The sequence below is a fragment of the Pelagibacterium nitratireducens genome (genome assembly GCF_037044555.1).
Lineage (GTDB): Bacteria > Pseudomonadota > Alphaproteobacteria > Rhizobiales > Devosiaceae > Pelagibacterium > Pelagibacterium nitratireducens.
On sequence record NZ_CP146275.1, the window covers coordinates 3,397,699 to 3,416,262 of the forward strand.

Below are 18,564 nucleotides of genomic sequence, written 5' to 3' on the forward strand. Positions count from 1 at the left end.
CCGCGGGCCAAGGCCAATTATGACATAATCGCCTTTTATGAGGAGCGCCTGCCTCTCGTGTCGATGATATCGCAAAAAGCCCGCTACGCCCTGCGCGCCCTTGTGGCGCTGACGCGCGCCGGCGAGGGTGAAAGCCTGATGATCTCGGAAATTGCCGCCGGACAGGACATTCCGAAAAAATTTCTCGAACAGATCCTGCTCGAACTCAAGCGCAGCGGCATCGTGATGTCGAAACGCGGCAAGGCAGGGGGGTATCTGCTCTTGAAGGCGCCCGAGGAAATCAGCTTCGGGGAAGTGCTGCGCATCATCGACGGCCCGATCGCGCCCCTGCCCTGCCTGTCGAAAATCGCCTATCGGCGGTGCATCGACTGCCGCAGCGAGGATGATTGCGAAATCCGGCACGTTTTCGCCAAGGTGACCGACGCAACGCGCGCCGTGCTCGACCAGACGACGCTGGCGGATGCCATCGGGGAAGTGGATTTGCTGGAAAAGGCGAGTTAGGCGACGATTTTTTCGCCTTCGACCCAGACGCCCTCAACACCCAAATCATCGGACAGGTGCACCATGGACGCCATGGCGCCCGAGCCCAGATGCCCGATCGTGTCGGCGAGCCCGATGGCCTGGGCAGGGTAAAGCGCGGCCATGCGCAGGGCCTCGTCGAGATCGAGACCGATGGTTCTGTGCATGTAGCTTAGCGCATCGATCATGGTGAGATCGGCCCCGGCCAATGTGCCGTCGGCCAGCCGCAGCGCACCATCGGCGCGGACGATGCCCCGGCCATTGAGGGCAAAGCCGGTCATGTCGGTGCCCATTGGCGACATGGCATCGGTGACGAGAAAGATCTTTCCCGGTCCTTTCTTGGCGCGCAGAGCAACGCCGATGGTTGCCGGATCGACATGGATGCCATCGGCGATCAGGCCGGCCCAGACGCCATTGGCGAGCGCGGCGCCGACAAGACCGGGCTCGCGGTTGCCGAGCTGGCTCATGGCGTTAAACAGGTGCGTGACCATCGATGCGCCGGCCTTGAACGCCGTGACCGCGCCGGCAATGCCGGTGTCGGAATGGCCGAGCGAGACTGTGACGCCGGCCTGGGCGAGCCGGGCGATCTGGTCAGGGCCCACGGACTCGACCGCGACGGTGGTCAGAAGAGCGGGCATGGCGGGGCGGGCTGCGATGAGCGCGCGCAATTCGGCTTCGTCCATGGGGCGGATAAAGGCGGGGTTGTGGGCGCCCTTGCGGGCGACCGAGAGGTGCGGGCCTTCGATGTGCAGGCCGATAAAGCCGGGCACTTTTTGGGCGTGGGCGGCAATGCCCGCATCGAGTGCCGTGCGGGTGACCGCGCGCGTGTCGGTGACGAGGGTGGGCAGGAGCGCGGTGGTGCCGAACTGGAAATTGGCGGCGCACAGCTGGCGCAGGCCTTCGACGCTGCGGTCTTCGTTGAACAGCACGCCGCCGGCGCCATTGACCTGCAGATCGACAAAGCCGGGAACCAGCATGCCGTGGCCGAGGTCGATTTCGGCAATGCCGGATGGCACGTCTGTGGTGCGGACGATGGATTTGACGCGGCCGTCTTCAACCAGAAGGGCACGCTCCTCATGCCAGGTCTGGCCATCGAAGATTTTCGGCGCCGAAAGCGAAAACAGGGTCATAGGGTCGAGGTTACCTTGCGCAGATGCGGGGGCTCGTCGGGGTTGAAGCCGCGATGGCGGGCCAGCGCTTCGATAAAGCCGTAAAACGAGACGACCAGCGCGATGGGGTCGGTCAGCGGATGGCCGGTGCGGGCGACCGGGAGCGCAATGGCGGCGCCGGGCTGGGGGTCGGTGACGAAGACCGAACCGCCCTGTCCGGCCAGCCGGGCGCTGGTTTCAAGGATCGAAGAGCGCGCCTTGTCTGTCGCGCTGAGCGCAAGAACGGGGAACCCCTTCTGGACGATGGCGGCGGGGCCGTGCAGCACTTCGGCGGTGGAATAGGCCTCGGCGTGCAGGCCCGAGGTTTCCTTGAACTTGAGCGCTGCCTCGTGGGCGATGGCGGCGCCGGGGCCGCGCCCGAGCACGTAGAGCGAATTGGCATTTGCCGTGGCCTCGACAAGAGGCGACCAGTCGCACGAGAGCGCATTTTCGAGCGCTTCGGGGAGGGCGTCGAGCGCGCCGAGGAGCGCCTTGTCAGCCGACCAGCCGGCAACGATGGCCAGCCCGGCGACCGCGGAGGTCACAAAGGTCTTTGTGGCGGCCACCGACTGTTCTTCACCCGCGCAGATATCGATGACGGCATCGGCGGCTTCGGCCAATGGGGAGTCCGGGGTGTTGGTGATGGCGATGGCGGTTGCGCCCGAGCGGGCGGCGCTTTGCAGCATGGAAACGATATCGGGGCTTTTGCCCGACTGGGAAATGCCGATGGCGGCGGCGCGGTCGAGCTTGAGATCGACGCCATAGATCGAGGCAATGGAGGGGCCGACCGAAGCGACGGGAACACCGGTCGAAAGCTCGCAGGCATATTTAAAGAAGGTCGCTGCGTGATCGGACGAGCCGCGGGCGATGGTTATGACCAGGCGCGGATCGGCATCGGCAAGCGCCTTTGCGGCGGCATCGAGCGCCGGGCGCCCCTCGCCGAGCAGGCGGGCCACAGCCGCGGGGATTTCGGCGATTTCGCGCTTCATGTGAGTCTGGGTCATGCTGGCGGTGGTCCCTTTTAGTTCTGCAGGCGCAGTTCGGCGACGAAATCATAGGCATCGCCGCGATAGATGGAGCGGGTGAATTCAACGATCCGGCCCGAAGCGAGATAGGAGGTGCGCTCGATGCGCAGGCTGGCGGCGCCGGGGGCGACGTCGAGCAGTTCGGCATCGTGCCGGCCCAGATTGACCGCCGCTATGCGCTGGATGGCGCGCACCGGGCGGTTGCCCGTCTGGTCGAGCTTGGCGTAGAGCGAATGGGCGATGGCGTCGGGATCGTGCAGGACAGTGGCCGAGAGCGAAGCGCGCTCGATGGCCAGGGGATTGCCATTGGCAATGCGCAGGCGGGCGATGCGGGCGACCTTTTCGCCGGCGCCGAGGCCCAAAATGATGGTTTCCTCGTTGGAGGGATCGTAAAGGCCGCGATCGAGCCATTGCGAACTCAGCGTCATGCCGCGGCGCGCCATGTCCTCGGTGAACGAGGTGAGGCTGGAGAGCGATTGTTCGACCCGCTGGACGGTGGGGGCAACGAAGGTGCCCGAGCCGTGGCGCTGGATCAGGATGCCATCGGCCACAAGGTGCTGGACGGCCTTGCGGACGGTAACCCGGGAAACCTCGGCCGTGGCCGCGATATCGCGCTCGGACGGCAGGGCGTCGCCGGGATTGATGAGGCCGGATCTGACCGCATCCTCGATGGACCGGCGCAGGCGCAGATAGAGCGGGCCGCCGCTGCGGGCCCCGGCCGTCTGCCTGAACATGTCCTCGATGGTGGCACTCATTGGCTGGCACTGCGCCTGGTACGCATGGGACCGCTCCTCATCCGGCCCAACGCCGGCACCCTCTGTGCGGCTATAATACCAATAATAGACCATTGGCCAAGCTGGCAGAACGGAAATTTCGTAAAAAGTCGTGAAAGGCCCGGATGGCACGCCTGTTGGTCAACTCCGGAGGAGCGCTCGAGACAATTTCGTAACACCCCACTGGACAAGTGGTATTTTTTTGGCATTATCGAGGGAACAGGAGGATTGTGCATGCCACGAAGGGGCGACATGCTGATCGAACGACACGCGCACAGGGCCATGCCGTGAGCGCTCTCGTTGCCACCGAACACGCCGATCCGCGCTTTTCCGGGCTCGATAGCTGGGACGATGCCGCCATTCTTTCGGCCCTGCTCGACGGCCAGAAGCGCGGTCTCGATGCCGTAAGCGCTGCCATTCCGGACATTGCCAAAGCGGCCGAGCTGGGTGTTGCCGCGTTGCAGGCGGGTGGGCGGCTGATCTATGTCGGGGCCGGCAGCCCGGGGCTGATCGCACTCGGCGACGCGCTGGAAATTCCCCAGACCTACGGCATTGCACGCGACCGCATCGAAATCGTCATGGCGGGCGGGCTGGCGATGACCCAGGAACTGCTTGGCGGGCCGGAAGACGATGCCGACCAGGGCGCGGCCGATGTTGGCGCGCTTGGCATCGGGGCCAACGATTGCGCGATCTGTATTTCGGCGAGCGGGACGACCCGTTATACCGTCGCCGCATTGCGGGCGGCCAAAACCGCCGGTGCGGGAACTGTCGGGATCGCGGGAAATGGCGGCGCGCCGCTGCTGGCCGATGCGGATGTGGCGATCCTTCTGGCGAGCGGGGCGGAGGTGATTTCGGGCTCGACCCGGATGGCGGCGGGCACCGCGCAAAAGGCGGCGCTCAACATGCTCTCGACCCTGATCGGGGTGCGGATGGGGCATGTGCACGACAATTTCATGGTCAACGTCACAGCCGACAACGACAAGCTGGTGCTCAGAGCCACCGGCATCGTGGCGCGCATCGCGGGGGTTGGACCCGATGTGGCGGCAAAGGCCATGCAAACGGCTCACAACGAAGTCAAGCCCGCCATCCTTCTGGCGGCGGGCGCAAAAGATCTGTCCGAGGCGCAGCAATTGCTTGCGCAATCGGGCGGTGTCGTACGCAAGGCACTGGCCGTTTTGGGCCGCCCATAAAGCCTTGCCCGACGAGGGAACGCCCGCCCGGAGCCTTTCCGGACGGGTTCAACAAAGAAGAGGAACCATCATGATCTCGAAATCGAGACTGCTATGCACAAGCGCGGGTTTAGCCCTCGCCCTGACCGCAACACCGTTGCTGGCCCAGGACGTGACGCTGACCATCGAAAGCTGGCGCAATGACGATCTGACCATCTGGCAGAACACGCTGATCCCGGCCTTTGAAGCAGCCAATCCGGGCATCACTCTCAATTTCGCTCCCACGGCGCCAACCGAATACAACGCGGCGCTCAACGCCAAGCTCGATGCGGGCTCGGCGGGCGATCTGATCACCTGCCGTCCGTTCGATGCTTCGCTGGCGCTGTTCGAGGCGGGTTATCTCGCTCCGCTCGACGATCTGGAAGGCATTTCGAACTTTTCCGATGTCGCCAAATCGGCCTGGAACACGGACGATGGCTCGACCCCGTTCTGCGTGCCCATGGCCTCGGTGATCCACGGCTTTATCTACAATGCCGACGCCTTTGCCGAACTGGGGCTCGAAGAACCCACGACCGAAGAAGAGTTCTTTGCGGTGCTCGACGCCATCCAGGCCGACGGAACCTATATTCCGCTGGCCATCGGCGCGGTGGATCAGTGGGAATCGGCCTCGATGGGCTACCACAATATCGGCCCGGCCTATTGGGCGGGTGAAGAAGGCCGTCTGGCGCTGATTTCGGGCGAAGCCAAATTCACCGACGAAGAATGGACCGAGCCGCTGCGCGTTCTGGGTCGCTGGGGCGAATATGCCGGTGACGGCTATCTGGCCCAGACCTATCCCGACAGCCAGAACCTTTTCACGCTCGGCCGTGCCGCGATCTTCCCGGCCGGTTCGTGGGAAATCGCGCTGTTTGAAGAACAGGCCGATTTCGAACTGGGCGCCTTCCCGCCCCCGGTGCCGGCTGAAGGCGACACCTGCTATATCTCCGATCACAACGATATCGGGATCGGCATGAACGCTTCGACCGAACACCCCGAAGCAGCCCGCACCTTCCTCAACTGGGTGGCGTCGGCCGAATTTGCCAGCCTTTACGCCAATGCGCTTCCCGGGTTCTTCGGGCTGTCGGACGAGCCTGTGACCATCGAGAACGAGTTGGCCAACGAGTTCGTCTCCTGGCGCGAGGAATGTGAATCGACGATCCGCCCGACCTACGCGATCCTGTCGCGCGGCACGCCGAACCTGGAAAACGACAACTGGCTGCATGCATCGAACGTTCTGGCCGGCACCGAAACGCCGGAAGAAGCGGCGGCTGCGATCCAGTCGGGGCTCGAGAGCTGGTACACGCCGGGCATGTTCGACTAGTCGAACCGCACCATCGATTGCAAACCGGATCGGGCGGCGCGCGTCGCCCGATCCCTTGAATTTCCGAAGGGAAAATCATCATGGCGGTGGACCAGGACACCCTACCCAAACCGGCGCGGCGCTGGCATATCGCCGTGTTTCTGGCGCCGGCGGTGCTTGTCTATACCGCCATCATGATTATCCCGCTGTTTTCGACGCTGTTCCAGTCGCTGTTCAACACCGTGGATGGCGAACGGGCCTTTGTGGGTCTGGGCAATTTCATAACGTTGTTTGGCGACCCGCGCTGGGCCTCCAGCTTCTGGAATGCGCTTGCCAACAATTTCTGGTTTTTTGTCATCCACATGGTGGTCCAGAACCCTATCGGGGTGTTGCTGGCGGCGATCCTGTCCAATCCCAATCTGCGGCTGCGGGGCTTTTACCGCACGGCGATCTTTATCCCCACCATCCTGTCCTTCGTGATCGTGGGGTTTGTCTGGAAGCTGATCCTGTCGCCGCTGTGGGGGATCGCGCCCAACATGCTCGACGCCATCGGGCTGCGGAGCCTGTTTTCGCCCTGGCTGGGCCAGGAAGGCGCGGCGCTGACCACGCTGGCGCTGGTCTCGGTCTGGCAGTTCGTGGGCATTCCCATGATGCTGATCTATGCGGCGCTGCTTTCGATTCCCGACGAGGTGATCGAGGCGGCCGAAATCGACGGGGTGACGGGGGCCAAGCAGTTCTTCAAGATCCAGTTGCCGCTGATCCTGCCGACCATCGGGATCATTTCGATTTTGACCTTCGTGGGCAATTTCAACGCCTTCGATCTGATCTATGTCAGCCAGGGGGCGCAGGCGGGGCCGAACGGGTCGACCGACATTTTAGGCACCCTGCTCTATCGCACCTTCTTTGGCTTCCAGCTCCAGCAGGGCGACCCCAATATGGGCTCGGCGATCGCGACAATGATGTTTTTGATCATTCTCGTGGGGGTTTCGATCTATCTGTTCGGCATCCAGACGCGGCTTAGGAGGTACCAGTTCTGATGAATACGGCCCGTGCCTCCCTGCCCCGCGCCCTTGCCGCCCATGCGGTGCTGATCGGATATACGCTGATTGCGCTGTTTCCGGTGTTCGTTGTGGTCATCAACGCCTTCAAGGACCGGCGGGCGATCTTTTCCGATCCGCTGGCCCTGCCCAACCCGGAGAGCTTTTCCCTGATCGGGTTCGAAACGGTGACGAACCAGGGCGATTTCCTGCTCTATTTCCAGAACTCGCTGATCGTGACGGTGGCGTCGCTGTTCTGTGTGTTGCTGTTTGGCGCCATGGCGGCGTTTGCGCTCTCGGAATACCGGTTCAGGGGCAATCCGCTGATGGCGCTCTATCTGGCGTTGGGCATCATGATCCCAATCCGGCTGGGGACGGTGGCGATCCTGCAGATCATGGTGGCGACCGGGCTGGTCAATACCCATACCGCGCTGATCCTGGTTTACACGGCGCAAGGGCTGCCGCTGGCGATCTTCATCCTTTCGGAATTCATGCGCACGGTTTCCGCCGATCTCAAAAATGCCGGGCGGGTGGACGGGCTATCGGAATACCGGATCTTTTTCACGCTGGTTTTGCCACTGGTGCGGCCGGCGATGGCGACGGTGGCGGTGTTCACGATGATCCCGATCTGGAACGATCTGTGGTTTCCGCTGATCCTGGCACCGGCCGAGGCGACAAAGACCGTGACGCTGGGGGCGCAGGTGTTCATCGGGCAGTTCGTGACCAATTGGAACGCGGTGCTGGCGGCGCTGACCCTGGCCATCATCCCGGTTCTGGTCCTCTATCTTATCTTTTCGCGGCAATTGATCCGCGGCATCACTTCGGGAGCCGTCAAATGAGCCAACCCATTAAAGTGCTCGTTGCCGGGCTGGGCAATATGGGACGGGCGCATGCCATGGCCTATCACAACCACCCCGGATACGAGATTGTCGGGGTCGTGACGCGCAGTAAAGACTCCGTGCCGGAGGGGCTGACCGATTATCCGCACTGGAGCGATTTTTACGACGCGCTGGAGGCGACGAAGCCCGATCTTGCCTCGATCAACACCTATTCGGACAGCCATGCCGACTATGCCGTGGCCGCTATGGAAGCGGGCGCGCATGTGTTTATCGAAAAGCCGCTGGCAACCAGTGTGGCCGATGCGGAACGGGTGGTGGAAACGGCGACGCGGCTGGGGAAAAAGCTGGTGGTTGGATACATTCTGCGCCACCACCCTTCCTGGGTGCGGTTGATCGCCGAAGCGCGGGCATTGGGCGGGCCGTTTGTGTTTCGCATGAACCTCAACCAGCAATCGGCGGGGCGGTTCTGGCGCACGCACAAGACGCTGATGGAGACCACGTCTCCGATCGTCGATTGCGGGGTGCATTATGTGGATGTGATGTGCCAGATCACCGACGCCAAACCCGTTCAGGTGCGCGGCATGGGGGTGCGGCTGACCGACGAGATTGCGCCCGAGATGTATAATTACGGACATCTGCAGGTGATGTTCGATGACGGGTCGGTGGGCTGGTACGAGGCGGCATGGGGGCCGATGATTTCGGAAACCGCGTTTTTCGTCAAAGACATCTTAACGCCGAAAGGCTCGGTGTCGATCGTCATGGACGAGGGCGCGAAATCGTCCGATCATGAGACCCACACCAAGACCGATCGCATCCGCATTCATCGGGCCGATCTCGGCGGCGATGGGGAATTCATCCATGAAGACGAGATGTTGTCGATGGAGGGAGAGCCGGGGCACGACGCCCTGTGCGCGCGGGAACAGGATTATGTCTATCGGGCGATTGTCGAGGATGTCGATCTGGGCCGGCACATGAGCGATGCGGTCCAATCGCTGCGCATCTGCCTTGCCGCCGATGAATCGATTAGGACCGGCAAGCCGGTGGATTTGTGAAACGAGGATCAATAATGACCGCTCTCGAACTTTCCGGCATCAAGAAGACCTTCGGGTCCACCGACGTTCTGCACGGGATCGACCTTTCGGTCGATGAGGGCGAGTTCGTTATTTTCGTGGGGCCGTCGGGTTGCGGGAAATCGACGCTTTTGCGGATCATTGCCGGGCTGGAAGATGCGAGCGCGGGGACGGTCAAGATCGATGGCAACATGGTCAACGCCACCCCGCCCGCCAAACGGGGCATCGCCATGGTGTTCCAGTCCTATGCGCTCTATCCGCACCTGACGGTGAAGGGAAACATGAGCCTGGCGATGAAACAGGAGGGCGCGGCGAAATCGGAAATCGAGGATCGGGTGGGTGTGGCGAGCAAGATGCTGGGGCTCGATCCGCTGCTTGAGCGGCGGCCGGCCGAATTGTCGGGCGGGCAGCGCCAGCGGGTGGCGATCGGGCGGGCCGTGGTGCGCAAGCCCAAGCTGTTCTTGTTCGACGAGCCTTTGTCCAATCTCGACGCGGCGCTGCGGGTCAACACAAGGCTCGAAATCGCGCGGCTCCATCGCGAGCTTTCGGCCACCATGGTCTATGTGACGCACGATCAGGTGGAGGCCATGACGCTGGCCGACAGGATCGTCGTGATGAATGCGGGGCGGATCGAGCAGATCGGGACGCCCATGGAGCTCTATAACAACCCGGCCAATCTGTTCGTTGCCGGGTTTATCGGCTCGCCGCAGATGAATTTCATCGACGCGGGCGCGCTGGGGGAAACTTCGGCCAAGACCATCGGCATCCGGCCCGAGCATATGAGCGTTTCACAGACATCGGGCGATCTGGGCTGCGAGGTGGTCCATATCGAACAGCTCGGCGCCGACACCAATCTTTATCTGCGCAACGAGAAGGCGGGACTTTTGACGGCGCGGCTGTTCGGCGAGCATTATTTTGCGCCGGACTCGAAGGTGTTCGTGACGTTCGAGAAAGCCAAGCGGCATCTGTTCGATGAGGCGGGCAAGGCGGTTCGGGCCGGGGTTTGAGGTGAGGACTGTGCCAACACCATTTCCGTTGGGGGTGGGGCTGCGGTGCGGATCTCCGGGTCAAGCCCGAAGATGACGAGGCGGCGAAGGGTAGAGCCCCATCGCCGCTCCTGTGCATGGCGTTCCGGCACCGCCCGGCGAAGCACCATCACGCTGCCGGTTACTGGATCCCGGGTCTTCGCCCGGGATGACCGTGGTGGGTGGATGAACATCTGGTTGCTGGCTGAAGCGCCTCAGAGGCCCTTTAGAAACTCGCGCGAGCGGTCGAGGCAGAGTTTGGCGGCGGCTTCGTTGTAATCGTCGCGGCTGGGGTCGAGGAAATAATGGCCGGCGCCGTCATAGCGGTGCATCTGGAGATCGGCCTCGCCTTTTTGTGCCACCCAATCGGCGAAATAGTCTTCGTCATCGAACGGATCGGGGCGCGCGATGTGCACCGAAACCGGCAGACCGGGCGTGGGCGGGTCCATCCAGTCCGTGATGCCTGCAAAGAGCAGGGCTCCGGCCATTTGCGGGCGATCGGCCCAGAATTCTCCGATCAACGACGCACCGAAGGAAACACCAGAGAGGACGGCTTCGGGCGGCGCTGCTTCGACCGCTGCCCGGGCGCGTTCCATTATGGCGTCGGTTCCCACTTCCTTGCGCAGGGCGAAGGCGGCATCGTAATTGTCGGCCGATTGTCCGTCGAACAGGTCCGGTAGCATGACCGTGTGGCCATCGGCCTCGAACACGGCGGCGATTTCGCCTTCGACGGGCCGCAGGCCGAGAATGGAATGAAACAGAACGACATGGGCCATTGTGCACCTCCTTTGGTGCGGGCAGCATGTCGTTCTTATTTTGTTCTGTCAAGGCAGGGATAGCCAAGTGGAAATCGGCAGGGGCTGGAGACGAGATCAAGTCCACTTTTGCTGGACGCGTTCCAGACCTTGGCCATGAGACAGAACTGCCGGCGCTGCCGGTTACTGGTTCCCGGGTCTTCGCCCGGGATGACGCAAGGAGCGGGACATTCTATTCGCCGACGCGAACCACCACGCTGCCGCGCTTGCGTTTGCTGTCGACGCGGGCGTGAGCCTGGGCAATATCATCGAAACCGAAGGTCTGATCGATGACGACCCGGTATTCACCTTTTGCTGCCAGATCGGCGAGGAAGGCGACGTCCTCGGGGCGTTCGGCGGCCATGCCGGCGATGGGGCGCTTGCCATCCTTTGGGCGGGCCAGCATGTCGCCGATGCCGCCGGCAATGGCAAGATAGCGCCCGCCGGGCTTGAGTGCTTTAAGGCAGCGTTGGAAATCGGTGGCACCGACGGTGTCGGCGATCACATCATAGGCCGACGAGACGGCGGAATAGTCGGTGGTCGCGTAATCGATGACGGTGTCGGCGCCAAGGCTTAAGGCCAGATCGGCGTTGGCGGCGCTGGCGACGGCGGTGACTTTGGCGCCGAAATGGTTTGCCAGTTGCACCATGGCCGAGCCGACAGCGCCGGACGCACCGATGACGAGGATATGTTCTCCCGGTTTTATGTCTGCCTTGCGGAGAAAATGGAGCGCCGTCGTGCCGCCGAAGCACAGGCCCGCGGCCTCATCGAACGAAAGGTTCTGCGGCTTTTTGACAATGGGTTTGCGTTCGGCAACAGCGACAAATTCGGCGTGACAACGAAGCCCGGTGCCGGGGAAGGCGATGATTTCGTCGCCGATGGCGAAGCGGGAGACCTGGGGACCGACAGCGACAACGGTGCCGGCGATCTCGGTGCCGAAGATCGGCTGGCGCGGGCGGGTGATGCCGATGGCGAGGCGCATGAGGGTTTTCATGCCCGCCGGCGCATCGAGGGCGCGCATGCGGGCGTCGCCGGAATTGACGGTGGTGGCGATTGTCTTGATGAGGATTTCATCATCACGCGGCATCGGCACGGGGCGGGTCTGGATTTCGACCATTTCGGGCCCGCCATAGGCGGTGACGATGGCGGCTTTCATTGTGGTGGGGATGGTCATTTTCTGGGCTCCTCGGCCTTCCAGAAAAACACCTCGCCAATGGGCACGCCGAAGGTTTCGGCGATGCGGAAGGCCGCTTCGAGGGAGGGGGAATATTTGTTGTGTTCGATGGACGCCACGGTCTGGCGGGTCATGCCGATGCGGTCGGCCAGTTCCTGCTGGGTCATCTCGTTGTGCTCGAAACGCAGGCGGCGGATCTGGTTGGTGATCGGGGGGTGGGCCATCAGTCGAGCATCCTGAAATGGACGATCTGGATGATTTCACGCGTCAGGGCCGAAAAGGCGAGCGCGAAAAGCATGAGGTTTATCAAGATGATCGCCGTGGCCCCGGCCGGATCGGCGGCATAAACCTCGCGGGCAAAACCGGCGATGAGGCCGCTCGAAAGGATCACGGCGACCATGAGCCATTCGAGAAGGATAAGCCCGATCCTGTTGGCCCTGGCATCGATTTCGCGCTCACGTTCGTCGGGCGGGGCGTCCATGTTCTGGCGGGCGAGGATGGCGGCGGCGATATTGACCGGCAGCATGATGGCGATGGAAATGCCAAGGCACCAGACGAAAAGCCAGAAGATGGCGTCGCCATCGAGCGTGCCGGACAGCGCCGCGTTGCCCACCTGCCAGAAATAGACCGTCCAGATGACCAACGTGGTCACCACCGCAATCCATGCGTTCTTTTCCCGAAAGCTCATCACACGCCCCAATGGAAGATATTGTTGGCGTTGTGTGCGATATTTTTTGCGGGATGTCAATTATATTTAACATTATGACGCGCATTTTTGGCATTCATTCGTGTCAGCGGCCCGGCTGGGGCTGCTGGACTCCGGCTTTCGCCGGAGCAGCGATGGGTGCGGATAAAGCCACAATCCCGCTCACAACATCGCTTCGATCTCGCGCCGGTGGGCGTGCATTTTTAAAAACACTGCGTAGTCGGTGTCATAGCGCGCCTTGCGGGAGGGGTCGGGCGTGCGGGTGACGGAGGTGTGGCGCATGGTGTGGGCGGCTGCGGTGAGGCGGGGGTAGAGGCCGGCGGCGGTGGCGGCGGCCATGGCGGTGCCAAGGATCATGGCGTCTGCGTCGGGGAGTTCGTGGACGGTGCAGCCGGTGGCATCGGCGTAGAGTTCCATCAAGAGCGGATTGCGGGTGTGGCCGCCGGTGACGTGAAGCGTATCGATGGCATAGCCGGTGGCGTTGAGGGTTTGAAGGATATGGCGCACACCGAGCGCGATGGCGACGGCGGTGCGCCAGTAGAGCTTGCACAACCCGTCGAAAGAGGAATCGAGATTCATGCCGGAAATGACCCCGAGCGCTGCGGGATTGGCGAAGGGGGAGCGGTTGCCGTGGAAATCGGGAAGGATGTGGAGGCGGGGGGCGAGGTCGGGGTCGGTTTCACGCAAGCGCTTGATACGGTTGATGATTTCAGCATGCATGATGGGGGTGGGTGCGGCGCCCGAGGCGTGGACGCGGATGATGTAATCAAGCGCGGCGCCCGAGGCGGACTGGCCGCCCTCGGTGAGCCAGAAGCCCGGGAGGACCGCGCCATAATAAGGTCCCCACAAACCGGGGGTCGGGCGGGGGGCTTTGGCCAGCGCGGTGACGGCGCTCGAGGTGCCGGCAACCAGGCCCAGATGCCGATCAACGCCCAATGGGTCCTCGGTATAGGTGCCCAGCACGCCCAATGCACCGGCATGGGCATCGACCATTCCGGTGCCCACCACGACCGAGCGGGGCAGACCGAGCTCGCGCGCCGCTTTTGCCGTCAAATTGCCGAGCGGAGCGCCGATGGGGGACGCCGTGCGCGGCAGGCTGGCGCGGATGAGCAGATCGTCAAGACCGATGGCTCCGAGAAAATCGGTGGGCCACCCATCGGGCTGGTGGGCGAGGAAGCTCCATTTGCTGGTGAGGGTCGATTGGGAGCGCTCGATCGAGCCGCTCGACTTCCAGGCGAGGAAATCGGCGAGGTCGAACATGTAGCCGGTCTTTTGCCATATGGCGGGCAGGTTGCGCTTGAGCCAGAGAAGCTTGGGGATTTCCATTTCCGGGCTGAGCGCGCCGCCGGAAAATTCAAGAACATCGTGGCCGGTGGCATTGATATCGGCGGTCTCACGCATGGCGCGGTGATCGAGCCAGACGATGGTGTCCCAACCCTCCTCGCCATCGGGGCCAACGGGCAAGGAGCCCCCGTCCCTGCCCAGAACGACAAGCGAGCAGGTGGCTGCATAAGCGATGGCCTTGACCGAGAGTGGATCGGCATTGGCCGTGGCCATAGCCTCGCGGACGGCGACGCAGACGGCGGACCAGATGTTTTCCGAGCGATGTTCGGCGCGGATGGCGCCTTCGCGGCGGATATCGATGGGCGCTTCGGCGCGGCCCAAAATATCGCCTTGCGCCGTGACCACCCCGGCCCTTGCGCTGGTCGTTCCCACATCGACGGCAACCAGAAGGGCGGTCATGCAATGGCCTCTAGATACGCGAAATCTTCCTCGAGAGAGACCTTAGAGCACTGGGCAGATTGTGCAAATCGTCGATCAGGGCATCGGGGTTCAATGTGGCCAGTTGCGGCTTTAGACCGGCGGGGCCGATATGGCTGCCGCCGGTAAAGGCGATGACGGCCATGCCTGCGGCCTTGGCGGCAGCAACGCCGGCGGGGCTGTCTTCGATGACCACGCACTCGGCGGGGGCAAAACCCATCTGCTCTGCGGCAAAAAGGAAGAGATCGGGGGCGGGCTTGCCGCGCGCGACCATGGTGGCCGAATAGATGTCGGGGGCAAACCTGTCGTAAAGCCCGGTCAGTTTGAGACTGATTTCGATGCGTTCGGAAACGCTGGACGACGCCACGCAGGCGGGGATATCGAGCGCATCGAGGACATCGGCGATGCCGGGCATGGGCTTGAGCGCGCTTTTGTAGCGGGCATAGAGGCGATGGCGCATGTCTTCGAGCGCGGTGTCGTCCATCGTGACGCCGTGATCGGCGGCAAGGGAGGCCGAGACCGTCTTGAGCGTGCGGCCGAGAAAATCGCGATAGGCGATCTCGGTGGGGATGTGAACGCCGAGCGCGGCCACGGTTTCGACAAGCACATCGATGGCGATGGGTTCGGAATCGACGAGCACCCCGTCGCAATCGAAGATGATCAGCGCCGGTCCCCTTGCTTGAGATCGGCGGGCCGGCGCAACATCCATCAAAGCTTGCCCTGAATGTAGCGCGTGAGGGTGTCGCGGGCGCCAAATTCCCAGATGGTGCCGAGCGCGTTGCTGAACGCGGCGATATAATCGCGGTGTTCGGCGGCGGCGCCGAAAATGTCCTTCATCTCCAGGAAGGCTTTCGGGTCGTCCTTGGCGCGGATGGCTGCAGCCTGCAGGCGATCCCAGTTTGGATCGTTGGGCGCAATCGGCGTTCCGGAATCGGTGACGCCATAGCAATAGCGGCACCAGAAGGCCGAGACCAGCGCAAGGCCGGTGATCGAGGCGCCGGAATTGAGGCGATCCTCGACCGAGGGCAGGATGAATTTGGGTTGGCGGTTGGAGCCATCGAGGCACAAGCGCTGGATGGTGTCGCCGATCCTGGGGTTGGCGAAGCGCTGGGCGCATTTGCGGCGGTAGGCGTCGAGATCGGTATCGGGCACCGGGGGCACGACGGGGATGATCTCGTCGCGGGTGAGCTTTTCGAGATAGGCGGCGACCAGCGGGTGTTCCATGGCCTCATGGACGAAATGGATGTCCATGAGGGCCGACGGGTAGGCGATGGCGGCGTGCCCGCCGTTCAGAATGCGGATCTTCATCAGCTCCCAGGGGGAGACGTCATCGACAAAGGTCACGCCGACCTTTTCGAGCGCGGGGCGGCCGGAGGGGAAATTGTCTTCGAGCACCCATTGCCTGAAGGTTTCGCAAAACACCGGCCAGGCGTCGGATATGGCGTATTCATCGGAGACCATGGCGCGTTCGCGATCCGAGGTTGCCGGGGTGATGCGATCGACCATGCCGTTGGGGAAGGCGACCGAGCGGCGGACCCAATCGGCCATTTCGCTGTCGAACAGAGCGGCAAGCCCGGCCACGGCGTTGAGCGTCACCTTGCCATTGTGGGGGATGTTGTCGCAGCACATGATGGTGAAGGGCTCAACCCCTGCCTCACGCCGGGCCCTGAGACCGGCAAGAATGATGCCGAAGACGGTCCTGGGTGCTGTGGGGTTTGCGGCGTCGGCGACGATATCGGGATGGTTGGGGTTAAAATTGCCGGCCGCGTCGAGATAATAGCCGCCCTCGGTGATGGTGAGCGAGACGATGCGGATGGCGGGATCGGCGAGTTTTGCAATGATCGCGGCCGGATCGCCCGGATCGAGGAAATCGACCATGGGCCCGGTGATGCGCGCAGTGGTGCCCGAGGCTTCCTGCTCGACCACGGTGGACAGGTAATCCTGCGCGGCGAGGATCTTTCGCATTTCGGCATCGTTGGCGCGCACGCCAGCCCCCACGATTCCCCAATCGTGGTCTTGCCCGAGATTGAAGAGGTCATCGAGATAGACGGCCTGGTGGGCGCGATGGAAATTGCCAACGCCGAAATGAACGATCCCCGCCGCGAGATTCGAGTGATCGTAGCGCGGCACGGCGACCGATCCGGGCAAGGAGGAGAGAGAGTTTGCCGCTAGTCTGACACTCATGATGCCGCTGATCCTCGAATGGTGTTCTTTGCGTTAGAGCCGTTCAGGATTTGATTGGATCAAATCCTCGGCTCTTAACCTTTGTTTTGTCGCGTGTCCGAACCGCAAAACCGTTTCCATCCCCGATCGCGTCGAGGACATGCTTTTGCTGGACACGCTCTAGAGGGCATTGCCCGACGCGTCGAACTTGTAGATGCGGCCATCCTGGGGAGCGAGGGTGACCGTTTCGCCGTGCTTGAAGGGCACATCGCCAGCCGCGCGGGCGGTCAAAGTGCCAATGCCGGCCACATCGATATGAAAGAAGGTATCGGACCCCAAATGCTCGGAAACCTTGACCGTACCCGACCAGATGCCGCCTTCTTTGGACACGGCGAGATGTTCGGGGCGGATGCCGATGGTGTGGGCATCGAACTTTTTCGCCTCGGCGCCTTCAATGAAATTCATCTTGGGGCTGCCGATGAACCCGGCGACGAATTTGTTGGCGGGTTTTGTGTAAAGTTCGAGCGGAGAGCCGTATTGCTCGACACGGCCGGCGTGCAGAACGACGATCTTGTCGGCCATGGTCATGGCCTCGACCTGATCGTGGGTGACATAGACCATTGTGGTCTTGAGTTTCTGGTGCAGGTCGGAAATTTCGAGCCGCATGTTGACCCGCAGGGCGGCGTCGAGATTGGAAAGCGGCTCGTCGAACAGGAAGGCCTTGGGCTGGCGCACGATGGCGCGGCCGATGGCAACGCGCTGGCGCTGGCCGCCCGAGAGCTGGCGGGGCTTTCTGTCGAGATAATCGGTGAGATTGAGGATCGAGGCGGCGTTGTCGACCGCCGCGTCGATCTTTTCCTTGGGCGCCTTTTCCATCTTGAGAGGAAAGGCGATGTTGCCGCGCACGCTCATGTGGGGATAGAGCGCGTAGGACTGGAACACCATCGAGAGCTTGCGCTGGGCGGGCGCTTCCTTTGACATATCCACGCCATCGATGAGGATCTGGCCGGAGGTAACGTCCTCAAGCCCGGCGATCAGCCGCAGCAGGGTGGATTTTCCGCAGCCCGAGGGGCCGACGAAGACCACGAACTGGCCGTCCTCGATCTCGAGCGAGATGTCGGGGATGACGGTGACGCCGCCGAAGCTCTTTTGAACGTTTTTGAGTGTGATCGATCCCATATCCTTACCTCCCTACTTAACCGCGCCGAAGGTCAGGCCGCGGACCAATTGTTTCTGGCTGAACCAGCCCATGATGAGGATGGGCGCAATGGCCATCATCGATGCTGCCGAAAGCTTGGCCCAGAACAGGCCCTCGGGCGAAGAATAGGCCGCGATGAACGCGGGGAGCGGGGTTGCCTGGGTGGTGGTCAGAACGATGGTCCAGAACGATTCATTCCAGGCCAGGATGATGTTGAGCAGTATGGTCGAGGCGATGCCGGGGATGGCCATGGGGGTGAGCACATAGATCACCTCCTGGCGCAGGGACGCGCCATCCATGCGGGCCGCTTCGAGGATATCGACGGGGATTTCCTTGAAGTAGGTGAACAGCATCCAGACGATGATGGGCAGATTGATGAGGGTGAGGACCAGGGTGAGCCCCAGATGGGTGTCGGTCAGGCCCGCCATGCGGAACAGCATGGTGATGGGCACAAGAACGCCGACGGCGGGCAGCATCTTGGTCGATAACATCCACATCAGGATGTCCTTGGTGTGCTTTGTGGGCGAGAACGCCATGGCCCACGCGGCGGGAATGGCGATGACCAGGCCCAGAAGGGTCGAGCCGACGGCCGTGATGATCGAATTGCCCAGAAAGCGGAAATAATTCGAGCGTTCGAGGACCGTTTCGTAATTTTCCAGCGTCCAGTTGAAGAACAGGAACTGGGGCGGGGTCGCAATGGCGGTGCCCTCGGTCTTGAAGCTGGTCAGGAACGTCCACAGGATCGGGAAAAAGATCACGAAGGCGATGAGCCAGGCAAAGACCGTGAAGCCAACTTTGCGTTGAGTTGATATCGCACGGGCCAT

The 18,564-nt window shown here is 62.4% G+C and carries 19 protein-coding genes; 7 read left to right on the forward strand and 12 right to left on the reverse strand.

From position 1 onward, the window contains the following. Positions 1-63 precede the first annotated feature (63 nt). A complete protein-coding gene (locus V6617_RS16675; protein WP_338610751.1) occupies positions 64-501 on the forward strand; it encodes an Rrf2 family transcriptional regulator in 438 nt (145 codons plus the stop codon). Here the strand turns inward: V6617_RS16675 and nagA are convergent. From nagA to V6617_RS16690, 3 genes are read right to left on the reverse strand one after another with little or no spacing between them, the layout of a single operon-like run. Then, a complete protein-coding gene (gene nagA, locus V6617_RS16680) occupies positions 498-1,649 on the reverse strand; it encodes an N-acetylglucosamine-6-phosphate deacetylase (RefSeq protein ID WP_338608044.1) in 1,152 nt (383 codons plus the stop codon). The genes V6617_RS16675 and nagA overlap by 4 nt on opposite strands. Continuing rightward, the gene (locus tag V6617_RS16685; protein WP_338608045.1) at positions 1,646-2,671 is read right to left on the reverse strand and encodes an SIS domain-containing protein; all 1,026 of its coding nucleotides are present in this window, start codon (positions 2,669-2,671) and stop codon (positions 1,646-1,648) included. Before V6617_RS16685 ends, nagA begins: the two co-directional genes overlap by 4 nt. Before the next feature lie 17 nt (positions 2,672-2,688). Continuing rightward, complete coding sequence (locus V6617_RS16690) at positions 2,689-3,447, reverse strand: GntR family transcriptional regulator (protein WP_338608046.1); 759 nt, start codon at positions 3,445-3,447, stop codon at positions 2,689-2,691. 305 nt (positions 3,448-3,752) lie between these two features. Here V6617_RS16690 and V6617_RS16695 point away from each other — a divergent pair, with 305 nt between their 5' ends. The 6 genes from V6617_RS16695 (at position 3,753) to V6617_RS16720 (ending at position 9,926) form a co-directional block, all read left to right on the forward strand. Further along, positions 3,753-4,655: an N-acetylmuramic acid 6-phosphate etherase gene (locus tag V6617_RS16695; RefSeq protein WP_338608047.1), complete on the forward strand. Its 903-nt coding sequence runs from the start codon at positions 3,753-3,755 to the stop codon at positions 4,653-4,655. A 70-nt stretch (positions 4,656-4,725) separates the two neighbouring features. Beyond that, entirely contained in the window at positions 4,726-5,994 is a 1,269-nt protein-coding gene (locus V6617_RS16700) for an ABC transporter substrate-binding protein (RefSeq protein ID WP_338608048.1), read from the forward strand. 80 nt (positions 5,995-6,074) lie between these two features. Continuing rightward, positions 6,075-7,010 (forward strand): sugar ABC transporter permease, encoded by a 936-nt coding sequence (locus V6617_RS16705; RefSeq protein WP_338608049.1) that lies wholly within the window; start codon positions 6,075-6,077, stop codon positions 7,008-7,010. Next, the gene (locus V6617_RS16710) at positions 7,010-7,849 is read left to right on the forward strand and encodes a carbohydrate ABC transporter permease (protein ID WP_338608050.1); all 840 of its coding nucleotides are present in this window, start codon (positions 7,010-7,012) and stop codon (positions 7,847-7,849) included. Before V6617_RS16705 ends, V6617_RS16710 begins: the two co-directional genes overlap by 1 nt. After that, the gene (locus V6617_RS16715; RefSeq protein WP_338608051.1) at positions 7,846-8,901 is read left to right on the forward strand and encodes a Gfo/Idh/MocA family oxidoreductase; all 1,056 of its coding nucleotides are present in this window, start codon (positions 7,846-7,848) and stop codon (positions 8,899-8,901) included. Before V6617_RS16710 ends, V6617_RS16715 begins: the two co-directional genes overlap by 4 nt. A gap of 14 nt (positions 8,902-8,915) precedes the next feature. Further along, positions 8,916-9,926, forward strand: coding sequence for an ABC transporter ATP-binding protein (locus V6617_RS16720; RefSeq protein ID WP_338608052.1), 1,011 nt, complete (start codon positions 8,916-8,918; stop codon positions 9,924-9,926). Positions 9,927-10,159: 233 nt separating this feature from the next. Here V6617_RS16720 and V6617_RS16725 read toward each other — a convergent pair whose 3' ends face one another. From V6617_RS16725 to V6617_RS16765, 9 genes are all read right to left on the reverse strand, one after another. Then, a complete protein-coding gene (locus V6617_RS16725; protein WP_338608053.1) occupies positions 10,160-10,720 on the reverse strand; it encodes a dienelactone hydrolase family protein in 561 nt (186 codons plus the stop codon). A 211-nt stretch (positions 10,721-10,931) separates the two neighbouring features. Then, a complete protein-coding gene (locus V6617_RS16730; RefSeq protein ID WP_338608054.1) occupies positions 10,932-11,912 on the reverse strand; it encodes an NAD(P)-dependent alcohol dehydrogenase in 981 nt (326 codons plus the stop codon). Beyond that, positions 11,909-12,136, reverse strand: a complete 228-nt coding sequence (locus V6617_RS16735; protein WP_338608055.1) for a helix-turn-helix transcriptional regulator — start codon at positions 12,134-12,136, stop codon at positions 11,909-11,911. The genes V6617_RS16730 and V6617_RS16735 overlap by 4 nt, the downstream gene beginning before the upstream one ends. Next, entirely contained in the window at positions 12,136-12,600 is a 465-nt protein-coding gene (locus V6617_RS16740; protein WP_338608056.1) for a hypothetical protein, read from the reverse strand. The genes V6617_RS16735 and V6617_RS16740 overlap by 1 nt, the downstream gene beginning before the upstream one ends. Before the next feature lie 180 nt (positions 12,601-12,780). Continuing rightward, a complete protein-coding gene (locus V6617_RS16745) occupies positions 12,781-14,361 on the reverse strand; it encodes an FGGY-family carbohydrate kinase (protein ID WP_338608057.1) in 1,581 nt (526 codons plus the stop codon). A 10-nt stretch (positions 14,362-14,371) separates the two neighbouring features. Continuing rightward, on the reverse strand, positions 14,372-15,088 hold the full coding sequence (locus V6617_RS16750) for an HAD family hydrolase (RefSeq protein ID WP_338608058.1): 717 nt from the start codon (positions 15,086-15,088) through the stop codon (positions 14,372-14,374). Beyond that, positions 15,088-16,563: a mannitol dehydrogenase family protein gene (locus V6617_RS16755; protein WP_338608059.1), complete on the reverse strand. Its 1,476-nt coding sequence runs from the start codon at positions 16,561-16,563 to the stop codon at positions 15,088-15,090. Before V6617_RS16755 ends, V6617_RS16750 begins: the two co-directional genes overlap by 1 nt. A 159-nt stretch (positions 16,564-16,722) precedes the next feature. After that, complete coding sequence (locus V6617_RS16760) at positions 16,723-17,721, reverse strand: ABC transporter ATP-binding protein (RefSeq protein WP_338608060.1); 999 nt, start codon at positions 17,719-17,721, stop codon at positions 16,723-16,725. Positions 17,722-17,733: 12 nt separating this feature from the next. Then, positions 17,734-18,564: a carbohydrate ABC transporter permease gene (locus V6617_RS16765; RefSeq protein WP_338608061.1), complete on the reverse strand. Its 831-nt coding sequence runs from the start codon at positions 18,562-18,564 to the stop codon at positions 17,734-17,736.

What these genes read in the sequence shown, in the direction of transcription:
- V6617_RS16750 (WP_338608058.1), bottom strand. Translation starts at nt 15,088, where the DNA reads ATGGATGTTGCGCCGGCCCGCCGATCTCAAGCAAGGGGACCGGCGCTG.
- V6617_RS16690 (WP_338608046.1), bottom strand. Translation starts at nt 3,447, where the DNA reads ATGAGTGCCACCATCGAGGACATGTTCAGGCAGACGGCCGGGGCCCGC.
- V6617_RS16730 (WP_338608054.1), bottom strand. Translation starts at nt 11,912, where the DNA reads ATGACCATCCCCACCACAATGAAAGCCGCCATCGTCACCGCCTATGGC.
- V6617_RS16725 (WP_338608053.1), bottom strand. Translation starts at nt 10,720, where the DNA reads ATGGCCCATGTCGTTCTGTTTCATTCCATTCTCGGCCTGCGGCCCGTC.
- V6617_RS16685 (WP_338608045.1), bottom strand. Translation starts at nt 2,671, where the DNA reads ATGACCCAGACTCACATGAAGCGCGAAATCGCCGAAATCCCCGCGGCT.
- nagA (WP_338608044.1), bottom strand. Translation starts at nt 1,649, where the DNA reads ATGACCCTGTTTTCGCTTTCGGCGCCGAAAATCTTCGATGGCCAGACC.
- V6617_RS16755 (WP_338608059.1), bottom strand. Translation starts at nt 16,563, where the DNA reads ATGAGTGTCAGACTAGCGGCAAACTCTCTCTCCTCCTTGCCCGGATCG.
- V6617_RS16735 (WP_338608055.1), bottom strand. Translation starts at nt 12,136, where the DNA reads ATGGCCCACCCCCCGATCACCAACCAGATCCGCCGCCTGCGTTTCGAG.
- V6617_RS16760 (WP_338608060.1), bottom strand. Translation starts at nt 17,721, where the DNA reads ATGGGATCGATCACACTCAAAAACGTTCAAAAGAGCTTCGGCGGCGTC.
- V6617_RS16765 (WP_338608061.1), bottom strand. Translation starts at nt 18,564, where the DNA reads ATGGCCCGTGCGATATCAACTCAACGCAAAGTTGGCTTCACGGTCTTT.
- V6617_RS16745 (WP_338608057.1), bottom strand. Translation starts at nt 14,361, where the DNA reads ATGACCGCCCTTCTGGTTGCCGTCGATGTGGGAACGACCAGCGCAAGG.
- V6617_RS16720 (WP_338608052.1), top strand. Translation starts at nt 8,916, where the DNA reads ATGACCGCTCTCGAACTTTCCGGCATCAAGAAGACCTTCGGGTCCACC.
- V6617_RS16700 (WP_338608048.1), top strand. Translation starts at nt 4,726, where the DNA reads ATGATCTCGAAATCGAGACTGCTATGCACAAGCGCGGGTTTAGCCCTC.
- V6617_RS16705 (WP_338608049.1), top strand. Translation starts at nt 6,075, where the DNA reads ATGGCGGTGGACCAGGACACCCTACCCAAACCGGCGCGGCGCTGGCAT.
- V6617_RS16715 (WP_338608051.1), top strand. Translation starts at nt 7,846, where the DNA reads ATGAGCCAACCCATTAAAGTGCTCGTTGCCGGGCTGGGCAATATGGGA.
- V6617_RS16710 (WP_338608050.1), top strand. Translation starts at nt 7,010, where the DNA reads ATGAATACGGCCCGTGCCTCCCTGCCCCGCGCCCTTGCCGCCCATGCG.
- V6617_RS16675 (WP_338610751.1), top strand. Translation starts at nt 64, where the DNA reads ATGATATCGCAAAAAGCCCGCTACGCCCTGCGCGCCCTTGTGGCGCTG.
- V6617_RS16740 (WP_338608056.1), bottom strand. Translation starts at nt 12,600, where the DNA reads ATGAGCTTTCGGGAAAAGAACGCATGGATTGCGGTGGTGACCACGTTG.